This is a genomic window from Segetibacter koreensis DSM 18137 (assembly GCF_000374045.1).
GTDB lineage: Bacteria > Bacteroidota > Bacteroidia > Chitinophagales > Chitinophagaceae > Segetibacter > Segetibacter koreensis.
The window spans coordinates 42047-57916 of the sequence record NZ_KB893319.1; the positions used below are offsets into that span (position 1 = coordinate 42047).

Genomic DNA, 15870 nt, shown 5'->3' on the forward strand with positions numbered 1-15870 from the left:
CAATAAATAACGGTTATTAAAAATCAGAAAAAAACTATTAAAAACTTTTTATTTAATTTTTTAGGTACTGGTGTCAGCCTTTCATAGCAGCATCCTTGCGTCGCAATCACTTCATCAGAAAACCGATGCGAATCTTTAGTCTTCACTGCTAATATCTCTTCGTCAATTGCAAACTATTACAGCAATAATGCACTTTTTACAATTAACAGGTCAAATTTATAGGTTATTCATTTATAGGTTTACTTTTTTTCGTTTTCACTGTAATTTTTTTTTCAATTGTAAATAAACATATGTCTTTAAATACTACATTTATCGCCTAAAACCGGTGTACAAAAACTAACGAATGCAAAATTTACTCTCTTACCCTACTAAGACAAGATTTATTATTTGTTTAGAAACTTACTTTAATCAAACAATTTCTTACATCATCAACCACTAAAAAACATATGAAAGCTATCAACAGAAATCAGTTATTTACAGAAAGTTACGCATCTCTTTTAATTACTTCATTGTTTGCAACCAGGACCGGGACACCAAACCATAGTGGTTTGCAATTGCACCTTAATAATGGTCAGATAAAAACAATCTGAACCAGGTTCAACGAGAGCAAATAAAAAAATAATCGAATGTTGCTTTCATCCTAAGTCGCCTATAATTTCACTTTTAAAACTTATAAACTTAAATTTAATGAACGAAAACGTTAACAGAAGCGCCTTGTTTAATGGGAGTTGCTTTGCACTGATCACCACTGCATTTACTTTTTCTATTCGCGCAGGCATCCTGCCGCAACTTGGGGAGGCGTTTGGCCTTTCTGCCGAACAACTGGGATTTATCAATTCGATGTGGTTTTTAGGATTTCCTATTTCCATGATTGTCGGTGGCCTCGTTTATCACACGTTCGGGCCAAAAAATATTATGATGGTGGCTTTCGTATGCCACACTATTGGAATTTTAATGACCATTTTTGCCGGTGGATATGCAACTTTACTTATTTCCACACTTTTAATTGGAGTTGGTAATGGATGCACCGAAGCTGCCTGTAACCCCATGATTGCAGATATGTATTCAGGGGTGAAAATGCAAAAAATGCTTGGCAGGTTCCATATGTGGTTTCCGGGCGGAATTCTGGTTGGTTCCCTCATTTCCTTCTTCATGACAAAGATGGGATTGGGCTGGGAAGCGCAGATGTGGGTTACCATGGTTCCAACCGTTATTTATGCAGTCTTGTTTTTCGGAAAAACTTTTCCAAAATCACAATTGGAAGAAGCAAACTCTCTTGCTGAAAACTTTAAAGCAATGCTAAGCCCTGTTTATATCTTCCTGTTTTGTTGCATGGCTCTCACGGCTATTACGGAGTTTGGTCCCGGCCAATGGGTAAGTGTTGTTTTAAGTAGTAGCGGAGCCGAACCAATGATAATCTTAGCCCTTACTTCGGGTCTTATGGCAGTGGGAAGGTTTTTTGCCGGGCCGGTTGTTGGAACGTTAGGTCAAACAGGGGCACTGTTGATGGGTGCTATCTTGGCCACCATAGGTATCTATATGTTCAGCACAGTAACCGGGCCTACGGCATATTTTGCAGCCGTAGTGTTTGCAATGGGAGTTTGTTATTTCTGGCCGGTAATGATTGGTTCAGTGGCGCATAGAGTTCCACGCAGTAGTGCCCTCGGCATGTCGATTGTTGGCGGCGTCGGTATGTTTTCAACCTCTATATTCCAACCTATCATTGGTGGCTGGATTGATAGTGCAAGGGTTGAAAACACGGCAAAAGGTCTTACAGGAAGTGCTCTGGAACTGGCTACCGGGCAACATGCGCTACGCAATATGATGACCTTTCCGGCGATATTAGTTGTACTGTTTATTATATTTTTCGTTTGGCAAAAAAATTCGAAGAGAGCTACAGAAAGCGAAATGACAATGGCTGTTCATTAATGCTTTGAAATACGATAGACTTAAATAAAAAAAGGTAAATGCTCATCGCTTTACCTTTTTTCCTTTTTTTCAAATTCTCTGCTAAATCTTCTCAAGGGATATTATTAGTTACTATTTTAATATAATTTTTGGTAAAAGAATTTTATCGGGAAGCTAAATTTTTTGAGCCAAAAGCACAACGTATTTCTTAAAGTGCTACTTTTAGTTCTCTTTACTTTATTTTAAATTTTACGAAACGTCAGGCTTCTAATTTTGGACTTGTAACACTGCGTACTTTTCGTGTAGTAAGTAAAGAGAAAATATTCTGATTTATTAACGAGTTGCCAATGAAATCTGCCATACGGTTCAGGCTTTCTACGATGATGTTTCTCAACTTCTTTATATGGGGAGCGTGGTATGTAACTATGGGCACTTATTTAAAATCTATTAAAGGTGTAACCGATGTTCAGGTTGGTATTGCTTATGGAACACAATCTCTCGGAGCTATTATTGCACCTTTCTTTGTTGGACTAATTGCAGATAAATTCTTTTCGGCTCAGAAAATATTAGGTGTTCTACATTTGGGCGGTGCTGCTGCTTTATACTATTTGACTATTGTTGATAATTTTTCTGCATTTTATCCGGGCTTACTTATTTATATGATTTTATTTATGCCAACCCTGGCCCTGATTAATGCGGTTTCGTTTAACCAGGTAGGCGATCCTGAAAAAGATTTTGCTAAAATACGAGTTTGGGGAACGATTGGTTGGATAGTAGCAGGATTAATTATCGGATGGATGGCATGGGAACAAACAAATTCTTTGGTGCTTACGTTTCGATTAGCTGCTGCAGTTTCGTTTATAATGGGTCTTTTTAGTTTTACTTTACCTGACACACCTCCTACTAAAGCTGGAACTAAAGTGACTTTTGGCGAAATAATAGGTCTGGACGCCATTGGATTATTAAAAGACAGAAACTTTCTTATTTTCTTTTTGTCCTCATTATTAATATGTATTCCCCTGGCTTTTTATTACCAGGAAACCAATATTTTTTTAAATGAATTAAAGGTGCAGGGAGCAGCAGGAAAAATGGCTTTGGGGCAAATGTCAGAATTAGTATTTATGATATTAATGCCTTTTTTCTTTGTACGGTTAGGTGTGAAAAAAATGTTGCTTTTTGGAATGGCTGCCTGGGCAGCGAGGTATTTATTTTTTGGTTTTGGAAACACAGGCAGCGGAATGTGGATGTTGTACGCCGGAATTATTCTTCATGGTGTATGTTACGATTTCTTTTTTGTAACAGGACAAATTTATACAAATGATAAGGCCGGAGATAAGTTTAGGGCTTCAGCCCAGGGTATGATAACGCTCGCAACCTATGGTGTCGGAATGCTTATTGGCTTTTGGGTAGCAGGTCTTGTGGCAGAAAAATACTCTGTAGCAGATGGACATGATTGGAAGAACATCTGGATGATACCTGCTGCAATATCTGCAGTCGTTTTTATTTTGTATGCAGTTTTTTTTAGAGATGATAAAAGGAAAATAATTTCAGAGTCCGAAGCTGAAAAGGGATTGGCTACCAGTCCGGTAACGTAAATATATATAACACAAAAAATGAAAAAGCAAACTACTCGCCGCGAGGTATTTAAGAATATTATGTTAGGTAGTGCTGCAGTTGTTGCGGCACCAGGATTATCTATTGCGGCGTGTAATGAAACGGAAAATAAAGACATGCTAAAAGGAAACATAAAACACTCTGTTTGCCGCTGGACTTACAATTTTCTTTCATTAGATGAACTTTGTAAAACTGTAAAAGATATAGGATTTGCTGCTATTGATCTTGTAGGACCAAAAGATTGGGATACTTTAAAAAAATATGGCATTTTCTCTTCTATGTGTAATGGAGCAGAAATCAGCCTGACGGAAGGATGGAATGATAAGCAATATCATCCAACCTTAATTAAAAACTACACCGAACATATTGACCTTGTTTCAAAAGCCGGCTATAAAAATTTAATTTGTTTTAGTGGCAGCAGGCGGGGTATGGATGACCAGGTGGGTTTGAAAACGTGTGCAGAAGGATTGAAGCAGATAATATCTCTTGCTGAAAAAAAAGGTGTAGTAATACAGATGGAATTGCTTAACAGTAAAGTTGATCACAAAGATTATATGTGTGATCATTCAGCCTGGGGAGTGGAGTTATGCAAACAGGTAGGTTCAGAAAACTTCAAACTCCTGTACGATATTTATCACATGCAGATAGATGAAGGGGATGTTATAAGAACTATTCAGAACAATTATCAGTATTTCGGTCACTATCATACAGGCGGTGTACCGGGAAGACATGAGATAGATGAAAGCCAGGAATTGTATTATCCGGCTATTATAAAAGCAATAAAAGCAACAGGTTTTAGTGATTATCTGGCGCAGGAATTTATTCCGGCAAAAGAAGATAAGATAGCTTCTTTAAGGGACGCTGTAAAACTTTGCGACATATAGTCTGATCGGTTTTATACTTTTTTAAATATTGTAATTAAACTATTAAATTCATTATATCATTTTAATTATCGATTGTCATGGCAAATAACACTTATGATGCGATTGTAGTTGGCTCCGGTATTAGCGGAGGGTGGGCTGCGAAAGAGCTTACCGAAAAAGGACTAAAGGTTTTGATGCTTGAACGTGGTCATCACATAGAGCATATTAAAGATTATGCGGATAGCAATAAGCCTGCGTGGGAGTATCCGCACCGTGGCGGACGTACACAAAAAATGATTGATGATTACCCGGTATTAAAAAGAGATTACCCTTTAAACGAACGCAATCTTTCTTTTTGGGCCGTTGATAAAGATAGTCCATACGTTGAAAAGAAACCATTTGGTTGGTTTCGCGGATATCATACCGGTGGACGTTCGTTGATGTGGGGTAGACAAAGCTATCGGCTAAGCGACCTTGATTTTGAAGCTAATGCAAAAGATGGTATCGCTATTGATTGGCCTATCCGGTATAAAGATATTGCTCCATGGTATGATCATGCAGAAACATTTGCCGGCATTAGCGGATCAAAGGAAGGATTACCCCAATTGCCTGATGGTAAATTTTTGCCACCCATGGATATGAATATCGTAGAGCAAACTGTTGCTGCGCGAATAAAAGATCATTATAAAAATAAAAGAACAATGATCATTGGGCGCACTGCCAATCTCACGCAAACAATTCCCGGACGACCATCACCTTGTCAGTACAGAAATATTTGTTCAAACGGCTGTCCGTTTGGAGGCTATTTCAGTACCCAGTCATCCACACTCCCCGCAGCCAATGCAACAGGTAATTTAACGCTTCGCACGTTTTCGATAGTTACAGATATTATTTATGATAAGGATACAAAAAAAGCAAAAGGCGTAAGAGTAGTAGATGCAAGAACCAATGAAGCACTTGAATTTAACAGCAAAATAGTTTTTCTGTGTGCTTCTACTTTTCCCTCTACGGCAATATTGATGAGAACTGCTACTGATATATGGCCTGATGGCTTAGGAAGTAGCAGCGGCGAGTTAGGCCATAATGTAATGGATCATCATTTAAAACTTGGGGCTGTCGGAGACATGGAAGGCTTTGAAGATAAATATTATTCAGGATTTAGGCCTAATGGTATCTATATTCCACGCTTTCGCAATCTGCCCGGAGATGAAAAAAGAAATTACCTGCGTGGTTTTGGATACCAGGGATCTGCCAGTCGTGAAAGTTGGTCGAGACAGGTAGCGGAATTAAGTATCGGCGCTGATTTGAAAGAAGCATTGGGGCAACCTGGCAAATGGACTATGGGCATAGGTGGTTTTGGTGAAATGTTACCATATCACGACAATATGATTTCTTTGTCAAAAGATAAAAAAGATAAATGGAACATGCCCCAAATCGTATTTGATGTTGAATTCAAGGAAAATGAAAAGAACATGCGAAAAGACATAGTTGCTGATGCTGTTGAAATGCTTGAGGCTGCCGGGGTGAAAAATGTAAAAGGTCACGATGAAGGTTGTGAGCCTGGCTGGGGAATACACGAAATGGGTACTGCAAGAATGGGTAGAGATCCTAAAACATCTGTGTTGAACAGCAATAATCAAGTATGGGACTGCAAAAATGTTTTTGTAACCGACGGATCATTCATGACCTCAGCATCGTGCGTAAATCCTTCATTAACATATATGGCAATGACAGCCAGGGCAGCTGATTTTGCAGTTAAGGAATTGAAAAAAGGAAATATTTAGATTCAGATGTCAGAGGTGATGAGATGATGGTGTCAATAATAATAACAGTAATTCTTTGAGTAATTAATTTTTAAACTTTTCAAATGAACAGACGTGAACTTTTAAAAATGATCGCAGCTGCTACCGGCGGAGCAATGATTGGTGGAGAACTTTTATTGTCCGGATGTAAGTCAGAAACCAAATCCGCTCCTGTTGCATTTACCGCGGAGAATATCGCTTTTTTGGATGAAGTAGCAGAGACTATATTGCCACAAACAAATACAGCGGGAGCTAAAGCTGCCGGCGTAGGAAGATTTATGACGGTAATGGTAAATGATTGCTATACGAAAGATGACCAGGAAATTTTTCATAAAGGATTAACTACACTTGATGATGCATGCAATAAAATGCATGGTCACGGCTTTATGAAGGCCACTCCGGAACAGCGTAAAGCATTGCTTGTTTCAGTAGATAAGGAAACCAATGACTATATAAAAAAGAAAGCCGATCTTGAGAATCAACAAAAAGAAAAGCAAAAACAAGGGCAGGAAAAAAGTACAGATGATTTTAAAAAGCAGACTATGCCCAATCATTATTTTCAACAACTGAAACAGCTTGCCATCTTCGGATATTTCACTTCAGAGAAAGGCAGAACAGAAGGTCTGCGGTATACTCCGGTTCCTGGAAAGTTTCAGGGAGTTATTGATTACAAAAAAGGAGAGAAAGCATTTGCAGGCCTTACCTGATCTGTATTAATTTCCTGTATAAAGAATAATATTATACCGATCGGTACATATTCAACGTACTGTGCAAGTACCAGAATATGTAGTGAATAATTTAAAAATCAGACTTTTAAGTTGTAAAGAATATAAAATGATTGACGAAAAAGACATTAATCTACATGACAACTCCAGAAGAGATTTTATAAAAACTACAGCTTTAGCTGCTGCAGGTTTTATGATAGTGCCAAGGCACGTGCTAGGCAAAGGATTTATAGCACCAAGTGATCGCCTTACCATTGCGAGTGTTGGGGTTGGAGGAAAAGGAGAAAGCGATATAGCTCATTTCTTTAAAAGCGGTAAGGCCGATATTGCATACCTATGTGATGTTGACGATGTAAGAGCAGCTACAACAGTAAAAAATTTCCCCAAAGCCAAATATTACAAAGACTGGCGTGAAATGCTCGATAAAGAATCTAAAAATTTCGATGCCGTTTCAGTATCAACACCAGATCACAATCATGCTGTTGCTGCTTTAGCAGCTATGCAGTTGGGAAAACATGTATACGTACAAAAGCCACTGACTCACGATGTATTTGAAGCACGTGTGCTAACCGATGCTGCGAAGCGCTACAAAGTAGTTACCCAGATGGGAAACCAGGGAGCATCAGGTGACGGAGTAAGGCAATTGATGGAATGGTATGACGCAGGTACAATAGGCGATGTTCATACCGTATACGTATGGACAAACAGGCCGGTGTGGCCACAAGGTATTCCCTGGCCGGAAACAAAAGCTGAGGTGCCTAAAACTTTAGACTGGAATCTCTGGTTAGGAACTGCACCGTATAAAGATTACGTAGAAAAACTTGTTCCTTTCAACTGGCGAGGATGGTGGGATTATGGTACCGGAGCATTGGGAGACATGGGATGTCACCTTGTAGAACCGGCGTTTAGAGTATTAAATCTTCAATACATCTCCGATGTTCAGGCAAGCGTAGGTACTGTTTATGTTGATGAGTTTAAGCAGGGATATTTTCCTGAAAGTGTTCCTCCTTCAAGTCATGTAACTATGAATTTTCCAAAGACCGATAAAACAAAGGGACCTGTAAAAGTTCATTGGATGGATGGAGGTATACAGCCTGAAAGGCCAGACGAATTAGGCCCTAACGAAGTGTTTGGAGATGGAGGAAATGGAGTTTTATTTATCGGAACAAAAGGGAAAATGATGTGTGGCACCTACGGAGCTGATCCTAAATTATTACCAACATCAAGAACTGAACAGGTGCATGTAAAACAAAAATATCCGAGAGTGCCAGGTGGCGCCGAAGGTCACTATGCTCAATGGGTGGAAGGAGCCATAGCAGGTTATGGTAAAATGCAACTTAGTTCGCCTTTTGAAATTGCAGGTCCGCTTACTGAGGCTCTTTGTATGGCAAATCTCGCTATAAGAGGTCACGACATACGGGTAGATAAAGCCGGCGGAAAAGGCTTTGATTATCCTGGCCGTGATATCAAACTTATTTGGGATAAAGAAAATATGAAAGTGACTAATTTTGATACAGTAAATCAATTTGTAAAACGCAAATACAGGGATGGCTTTAGTGTTGGACAATTAGGTGCATGAGGAAGAGATGACTTATACATTCTACGATAAAGATATAGCACACTATTCAGTATAAAAAGAGCTTTAATTATTAATCACTATATATTTTATTATTGTGAACAGAAGAGAAGCGGTTCAACATATAAGCTTGTTGCTGGGTGGAACAATCTTAGGGGCAAATACTTTTATAGCATGTAAAAGCAATGACAATAATGCGGTTAGCTTTACAGAAAAAGACGTTGCTTTATTAGATGAGATAGCTGATACTATTTTGCCTTCAACGAAAACCCCGGGAGCTAAAGCGGCAAAAGTCGGACAGTTTATGACCGTTATGGTGAATGACTGTTATGATGAAAACGATCAGAAAGTCTTTCATGATGGTATGAAGAAAATACAGGATCTTTCTGAAAAAGAGTATAACGACAAGTTTACTGACATTAAACCTGAAAAAAGGCATGCTTTGCTGGTAAAACTTGACAATGAGCAGAAAGAAGCTATGAAAACATGGAAAGCAAACGAACCAAAGCATTATTTCAGGCTGATGAAGGAGTTGACATTGTTGGGATATTTTACATCAGAAATAGGATGTACCCAGGCAAGAAGATATGTTCAGACCCCGGGCAGGTACGATGCATGTATCCCTTATAAGAAAGGCGAGAAAGCATGGGCATAATTATAGTGTTTTAAAACAGATCAAACAGATAGGGTATATATAATGAATTATAAACGCAGGAATTTTCTTAAAGTAGCTTCGGCATTTGCATCGGGAATAGCATTAACAGGTATAGGCGGTCAGTTAGCCGGTTGTGGTTCAACATCTAAATTAACTGGTAATAACAATAAATTTGGATTACAACTTTATAGTCTTCGTGATGATTTACCCAAAGATCCTAAAGGTATTCTCACACAAGTAGCCTCCTTTGGATATAAGCAGTTAGAAGGTTTTGAAGGACCGCAGGGCATTTATTGGGGAATGAAGAATACTGAGTTTAAGAGTTTTCTGGATCAATTGGGAATGCAGATAGTATCAAGTCACTGCAACTATAAAGAAGACCTTGAGCGGAAAGCAGACGAGGCCGCTGCTATTGGAATGAAATATCTACTCTGCCCATATTTAGGGCCACAAAAAGACCTTGATGCATTTAAACGCGCCGCTGAAGGATTTAATAAAGCTGGTGAAATATGCAGGCAAAGAGGTCTTCGCTTCGCTTATCATAACCACGACTATTTATTTAAACAAGTAGAAGGTCAGTATCCGCAGGATGTAATGATGCAGAATACTGACAAGAATTTAGTTGACTTCGAGCTGGACATGTATTGGGTAGTTGCAGCGGGACAAGATCCTATTGAATGGTTCAAAAAATATCCAAATCGCTTCAGGTTGGGTCACGTAAAAGACAAGAAGGGTGATGAGACTACAACCCTTGGAAAAGGTACAATTAATTACCCTGCTATTTTAAAAGAAGCCGAAAAGCAAGGGATGCAATATTTTATTGTTGAGCAGGAACAGTATGAAGGAACAACACCTCTCGCCGCTGCTAAGGACGACGCAGAATATATGAAAAATTTAAAGGTGTAAAGACTATTCAGCATCTTTCAATTCTTAATCAAAAAAAAATAATCACTTTAATTAACATCAGCTATTATCATGAAAAAACTAGTACAGAAATTATCTTTTTTATTTATTTTTCTATCAATTACTTTCTTTTCCATCAATGCTAATGCAGCCCCTGCTGCAAAAAATTCCCGTTATTTTCAATTAAAAGTATATCATTATACAAATACACAACAAGAGACAATCATTGATAATTATCTTCAAAAGCAATTTATTCCCTCTTTGCATGCTTCTGGTATCACCAACATTGGGGTTTTCAAGGCAATTGCAAATGATACAGCTGCAGACAAAAAAATGTATGTGTTTGTTCCTTTCTCATCCTTAAGCCAGTGGGAAAAGTATTCGGTAAAGTCTTCTTCTGATGATAAATCTTCAAATGCTTCTGATGAATATATTAATGCCCCCTCTGATAAGCCCGCATTTACAAGGATCGAAAACATTCTTTTAAAGGCATTCGAATTGATGCCTGCAATAACACCTTCAAAATTAACAGGCCCTAAAAGCGAAAGGGTATACGAGCTTCGTAGTTATGAAGGACCTAGCGAAAAATTTTATAGAAATAAGGTGAAAATGTTTAACCAGGGTGGCGAAGTTGATATTTTTTCTCGCCTTGGTTTCAATCCTGTTTTCTATAGTGAAGTTATGTTTGGCTGCAAGATGCCTAATCTTATGTATATGACTTCTTTTGATAACATGCAATCAAGGGAGGCGCACTGGAAAGCTTTTAGTGATGACCCCGCCTGGAAAACATTGTCTGCCCTGCCAGAATATCAAAAAAACGTTTCTCACAGTGACATTTACTTTTTAAGACCCACAGAATATTCTGAACTATAAATAAGCTGTTTAAATCTCTATCTAAAAATTACGGATCGTGATGATTAAATTCCCATTTACTCTTTTTCTATCCGTAATTTTTTTTTATGGATCCTTTTCTACTTCACATGCAATAGCTCAAACAAACCCTGTGGTAATTCCACTTTGGGCTAATGGAGCCCCTGGTTTTGAAAATCGCCGAAATGAGCCTGAGCAGGCAAAAGATTATTGGGTGAAAAATATTCATAATCCTTCGCTCACCGTTTTTTTACCGCCAAAAGAAAAAGCTACAGGAGCCGCCGTTATAATTTGCCCGGGAGGTGGTCACCGGGAACTGGTGTTTAACGCAGAAGGCGTAGAACCCGCAACTTTTCTAAATAAACTTGGTGTTGCTGCTTTTGTGCTCAAATACAGGCTCAGCCGCGAAGAAAACTCTCCTTATTCTATAGACAAGCATCCTCGTGAAGATGCTTATAGGGCCATGCGCCTGGTTCGAAGCCGGGCAAAAGAGTTCAATATTGATACCGGTCGCATTGGAATGCTTGGTTTTTCTGCCGGAGGCGAAGTTGTTGCAATGGTTGCGTATGCACCTGGTAAAGGAGATGCAACAGCAACAGATCCAATTGACAGGTTAAATGGCAAACCGAATTTTCAAATGCTTATATACCCGGGGCCTTTGGGTATTCCTGACAGCATTGGCTCAGATGCTCCGCCGGCTTTCCTACTCGCTGCCAATAACGACGCCTGCTGTTCCGAATCGGTTGTTCGTCTTCTCAAAGATTACCGGGCTGCAAAAGTTCCGGTTGAAGTACATCTGTATACGCAAGGCAGTCATGGTTTTAATATGGGCAACAGGTCGAAGCTTGCTTCATTACAAACCTGGCCTCAAAGAATGGCTGACTGGCTTGCTGATAACAACTTTCTTGATCCTGCAATTGGCCATAAAAATCATGAGTAGTTTTTTAAAATAAAACCATGGTATTACAGTAACCGATAGATAAATAATAAGTTTGTGCTTATAATTTATTTTTATTCAATGAATAATTTTTTCCGTTACTTTTTATTATCCTTTATTTGTTTTTCTTTTAACACATATGCCCAACCCAGCATAGCTCCAACCTTTAAAATTATTCCTCTTGGCGTTAACGGTGGTCTCGATGAAAGCAATTTATCTTCCTATATGGTTGCTCCCGTTGGTAGCAATAGTTACATATGCTTAGACGCCGGTACCCTGCATTTTGGAATTGAGAAAGCAGTAAAAGCAAAGATCTTCAATTCAAGTACTTCAAATGTTTTAAGAAATTATATTAAAGGATATCTTATATCTCACGCTCACCTCGATCATATTTCAGGGCTAATAATAAACTCACCAGAGGACACTGTAAAAAATATTTACGGCTTGCCTTATTGTCTTGACATCTTAAAAGATAAATATTTTACCTGGAGAAGCTGGGCAAATTTTGCGAATGAAGGTGATAAACCGACTCTCAAAAAATATTACTATACTTATTTGTCGCATGATAAAGAAACTTCTATTCAAAATACAGAAATGTATGTAAAAGCCTTTCCATTAAGTCATTCCAAACCTTATCAAAGTACAGCATTTTTGATTCGCTACGATAGCGCTTACTTGCTTTATCTGGGAGATACCGGCGCTGACGAAGTTGAAAAGACTAATAACCTGCATTTGTTGTGGCAGCAAGTTGCGCCGTTGGTAAAGACGAAGAAATTGAAGGGTATTTTTATAGAAGCTTCCTTTCCTGATCAACAACCGCAAAACCAGCTTTTTGGTCACCTTACACCCAGGCTATTGATGAATGAAATGCAAAACCTGGCGAAAATAACAGGAAAAGCTGCAATGAAGAATGTTGCTGTACTGATAACACACATAAAACCATCAGGCGATAGCGAAAGACAAATAAAAAGTCAATTATTTGAATTAAATACTCTTCAGGTTCATCTTATTTTTCCTAATCAGGGTGAGGTATTACAATTATAAAAAAATAAGATGATTTCCGAAAGATAAGTGAAAGGAAGTGTGCTTTAATTACTGTAAACTGAGCACCCGATAATATTCTAATAATTCATCAAGGGTAATACCAATGGAGGTAACATCCATAGCTTCATAAAAATCGTCTTCAAACATTTCTTGGCAATTTTATAATTAACAATCGTACGAGTCAAAACAGATTTTCTTATTGAAAATTGCATTGGCTGTCTATTAAGACGATTAGAACGAGCAAAAAGATTACTAAGCATATGTTAATAAAGAAAATAAATAAAAGGAGGCGCCTTAAACAAGCGCCTCTTTTTCTATAGCCGGGTACACTGAAAAGGCCATCTCATTAATAATGTTAGATGGCCTTTTTGTAAATAAGTTTACAATTTATAAATGATTAAAATCCTTTTTTGGCAACTCCATCTTCAATTGCCTTTAAAGCTTTTGCTTCACTTAATATTGCCGCCATTTTGTTGCCTTTACCATCATGGCCCCCAGCCATATAACCACCTCTTGCGGTTTTGGTTATAACAGCATCATGCATAGGAACATTTTTTTCTTTGGTCTTCAAACAATAGGCTTTAATCATTTTTTCATTATCCATTGTTAAAATTTTTTAAGTTAGTAAATACAAAACCTTTAAAAACAGGGCACAATCTACAAATTTTTTAAGACATACAACTTATATCCAAAAAAGTGAGAAAGCTGTTTTCAAACTTAATTTCGTGTTTTACAATTTATCAAATATATATTACTTTTTTTAAGTAAAAGTGAGAAAAAGTACTTTTTCCACTTTTCTCACTTTTCAGCTATTCTTTATGCATCAATTTTAGCATATTTAGCGTGATTTTCAATAAATGCACGTCTCGGAGGAACTTCATCTCCCATTAGCATACTAAAGATTTCATCAGCAGTAGCCAGGCTCTCTATAGTTACCCTTTTTAAAGTACGACGAGCAGGATCCATTGTAGTTTCCCAAAGTTGTTCTGAGTTCATCTCACCCAAACCCTTATACCGCTGTATTGTAACAGAGTCGTCTTTGCCTCCGCCTAATTTCTCAACCCAATGTTTACGCTGTTCTTCTGAATAGGCGTATTCCTGTTCTTTACCTTTTTTTACCAGGTACAATGGTGGCTGCGCTATGTACACATAACCGGCCTGTACCAGTTCTTTCATATAACGAAATATAAAAGTTAGTATCAGTGTTGCTATATGACTGCCATCTACATCGGCATCCGTCATTATTATCAGTTTATGGTAGCGAAGCTTACCAAGATTTAACTGCTTTGGGTCTTCGGGAGTTCCTACCGTTACTCCCAAGGCTGTATACAAATTCCGTATTTCCTCGTTCTCATAAATCTTATGCTCCATTGCTTTTTCTACATTCAGTATCTTACCCCTCAATGGCAGTATAGCCTGGAAACTTCTTTCACGTCCTTGTTTTGCAGTACCGCCTGCAGAGTCGCCCTCTACCAGGTACAGTTCTGTTTTTTCAGGATCCCTTTCTGAGCAATCAGCCAATTTTCCCGGCAATCCGCCACCACTTAAGACAGTTTTGCGTTGCACCATTTCCCTCGCCTTTTTTGCTGCCACCCGCGCCTGTGCCGCTAAAACTATTTTAGAAATAACGTTTTTTGCTTCTCTTGGATTTTCCTCCAGGTAAGCTTCTAATGACCGTGCAACTGTGGTTTGTACAATACCGCTAACCTCGCTATTACCTAGTTTAGTTTTTGTTTGTCCTTCAAATTGTGGCTCTGGTACTTTTACCGAAATAATTGCGCTTAGCCCTTCCCTGAAGTCGTCGCCTTCTACAACAACCTTCGCTTTTTCAAATAAACCATTTCTGTCACCAAAGTTTTTAAACACGCGAGTTAATGCCTGCCTGAAGCCGGTCACATGCGTTCCCCCTTCAATGGTATTGATGTTGTTTACATAAGAAAAGATATGTTCTTTAAAGTCGTCATTATACGTCATAGCCACTTCTACGGCCACCATACTTGCTTCATCAAAACCCTCAACAAACAAAGTAGTAGGAATAAGGGGAGTGCGATGACCATTTTTATCGAGCATTTCTACAAACTCAACAATTCCGCCTTCACTATAAAAACTTTTAAAGTAGGGTTTTCCTTCTTCATCCGTTTCACGTAAATCTGTAATGTTAATGGTGATTTTCCTGTTTAAATAAGAAAGTTCTCTCAGGCGACCTTCCAGTATATCTCTTTTGAATATAGTTTCCTGGAAAATGGTATCATCGGGCCAGAACCGCACCGTTGTTCCTGTAATTTCAGACGTGCCTATTTCCCTAACAGGGTACTGGGGAAAACCACAGTGATATTCCTGTTCAAATATTTTACCCTCCCTGTGTACGGTAACGTGAAGGGTTGTGCTTAATGCGTTTACGCAACTTACACCCACCCCGTGCAAACCGCCACTCACTTTATACGTGTTCTTATCAAACTTACCACCGGCATGCAACACAGTCATTACAATCTCAAGTGCACTACGGTTTTCTTTTGTATTTATCCCGGTTGGTATTCCACGTCCATCATCACTTACACTAATAGAATTGTCTTCGTGTATCGTTACATTAATATTTTTGCAATAACCCGCAAGGGCCTCGTCAATACTGTTATCTACCACCTCATACACCAGGTGATGTAATCCTTTTACACCAACATCTCCAATGTACATCGCCGGCCTTTTGCGAACTGCTTCCAAACCTTCCAGAACCTGAATACTATCGGCTCCGTAGTTTAGATTTTGCGCTGCGGCATCATTTAAAATTTCAACTTCCATAACTGATTGATTATCCTGCTTTTTTTGCATTGCAACAGGTGGGCGAATGTACGAAAAATAAAGGTCTTTCAGGCATAAAAACGAAGGTTTTAACCTATGTTTACGCTCCTGCGATAAAGTTGTGAACTCTACAGAAAAATGAAGGTTTCGAAGGCCTTTTTTTAACTTCAATCAGCA

The 15870-nt window shown here is 38.5% G+C and carries 13 protein-coding genes; 11 read left to right on the plus strand and 2 right to left on the minus strand.

All coding sequences use genetic code 11. The features are described from left to right. Nucleotides 1-687: 687 nt before the first annotated feature. From B154_RS0107230 to B154_RS0107280, 11 genes are all read left to right on the plus strand, one after another. Nucleotides 688-1929 carry an MFS transporter gene (locus B154_RS0107230; protein ID WP_018612967.1) on the plus strand — a complete coding sequence of 414 codons (1242 nt, stop codon included), beginning with the start codon at nucleotides 688-690 and terminating at the stop codon, nucleotides 1927-1929. A gap of 326 nt (nucleotides 1930-2255) precedes the next feature. Further along, nucleotides 2256-3503 carry a nucleoside permease gene (locus tag B154_RS0107235; RefSeq protein ID WP_018612969.1) on the plus strand — a complete coding sequence of 416 codons (1248 nt, stop codon included), beginning with the start codon at nucleotides 2256-2258 and terminating at the stop codon, nucleotides 3501-3503. Between the two features lie 18 nt (nucleotides 3504-3521). Further along, on the plus strand, nucleotides 3522-4406 hold the full coding sequence (locus B154_RS0107240; protein ID WP_018612971.1) for a hydroxypyruvate isomerase family protein: 885 nt from the start codon (nucleotides 3522-3524) through the stop codon (nucleotides 4404-4406). Nucleotides 4407-4483: 77 nt separating this feature from the next. After that, a complete protein-coding gene (locus tag B154_RS0107245) occupies nucleotides 4484-6169 on the plus strand; it encodes a GMC oxidoreductase (RefSeq protein ID WP_018612972.1) in 1686 nt (561 codons plus the stop codon). An 83-nt stretch (nucleotides 6170-6252) separates the two neighbouring features. After that, nucleotides 6253-6894: a gluconate 2-dehydrogenase subunit 3 family protein gene (locus B154_RS0107250; protein WP_018612974.1), complete on the plus strand. Its 642-nt coding sequence runs from the start codon at nucleotides 6253-6255 to the stop codon at nucleotides 6892-6894. A 127-nt stretch (nucleotides 6895-7021) separates the two neighbouring features. Beyond that, entirely contained in the window at nucleotides 7022-8491 is a 1470-nt protein-coding gene (locus B154_RS0107255) for a Gfo/Idh/MocA family protein (protein ID WP_018612975.1), read from the plus strand. A 94-nt stretch (nucleotides 8492-8585) separates the two neighbouring features. Beyond that, nucleotides 8586-9143, plus strand: coding sequence for a gluconate 2-dehydrogenase subunit 3 family protein (locus tag B154_RS0107260; protein ID WP_026260030.1), 558 nt, complete (start codon nucleotides 8586-8588; stop codon nucleotides 9141-9143). A gap of 42 nt (nucleotides 9144-9185) precedes the next feature. After that, nucleotides 9186-10049, plus strand: a complete 864-nt coding sequence (locus tag B154_RS0107265; RefSeq protein WP_018612979.1) for a sugar phosphate isomerase/epimerase family protein — start codon at nucleotides 9186-9188, stop codon at nucleotides 10047-10049. A 69-nt stretch (nucleotides 10050-10118) separates the two neighbouring features. After that, complete coding sequence (locus B154_RS0107270) at nucleotides 10119-10919, plus strand: NIPSNAP family protein (RefSeq protein WP_018612981.1); 801 nt, start codon at nucleotides 10119-10121, stop codon at nucleotides 10917-10919. A gap of 40 nt (nucleotides 10920-10959) precedes the next feature. Then, a complete protein-coding gene (locus tag B154_RS0107275) occupies nucleotides 10960-11856 on the plus strand; it encodes an alpha/beta hydrolase (RefSeq protein WP_018612984.1) in 897 nt (298 codons plus the stop codon). A 78-nt stretch (nucleotides 11857-11934) separates the two neighbouring features. Further along, nucleotides 11935-12897 carry an MBL fold metallo-hydrolase gene (locus B154_RS0107280; RefSeq protein ID WP_018612985.1) on the plus strand — a complete coding sequence of 321 codons (963 nt, stop codon included), beginning with the start codon at nucleotides 11935-11937 and terminating at the stop codon, nucleotides 12895-12897. 397 nt (nucleotides 12898-13294) lie between these two features. On the opposite strand, the gene B154_RS0107290 is transcribed toward B154_RS0107280, so the two are convergent. Together B154_RS0107290 and gyrB are read right to left on the minus strand one after the other, a co-directional pair. Next, on the minus strand, nucleotides 13295-13501 hold the full coding sequence (locus B154_RS0107290) for a hypothetical protein (protein WP_018612988.1): 207 nt from the start codon (nucleotides 13499-13501) through the stop codon (nucleotides 13295-13297). A gap of 212 nt (nucleotides 13502-13713) precedes the next feature. Beyond that, nucleotides 13714-15864, minus strand: a complete 2151-nt coding sequence (gene gyrB, locus B154_RS0107295) for a DNA topoisomerase (ATP-hydrolyzing) subunit B (RefSeq protein WP_018612990.1) — start codon at nucleotides 15862-15864, stop codon at nucleotides 13714-13716. Nucleotides 15865-15870: the final 6 nt, after the last annotated feature.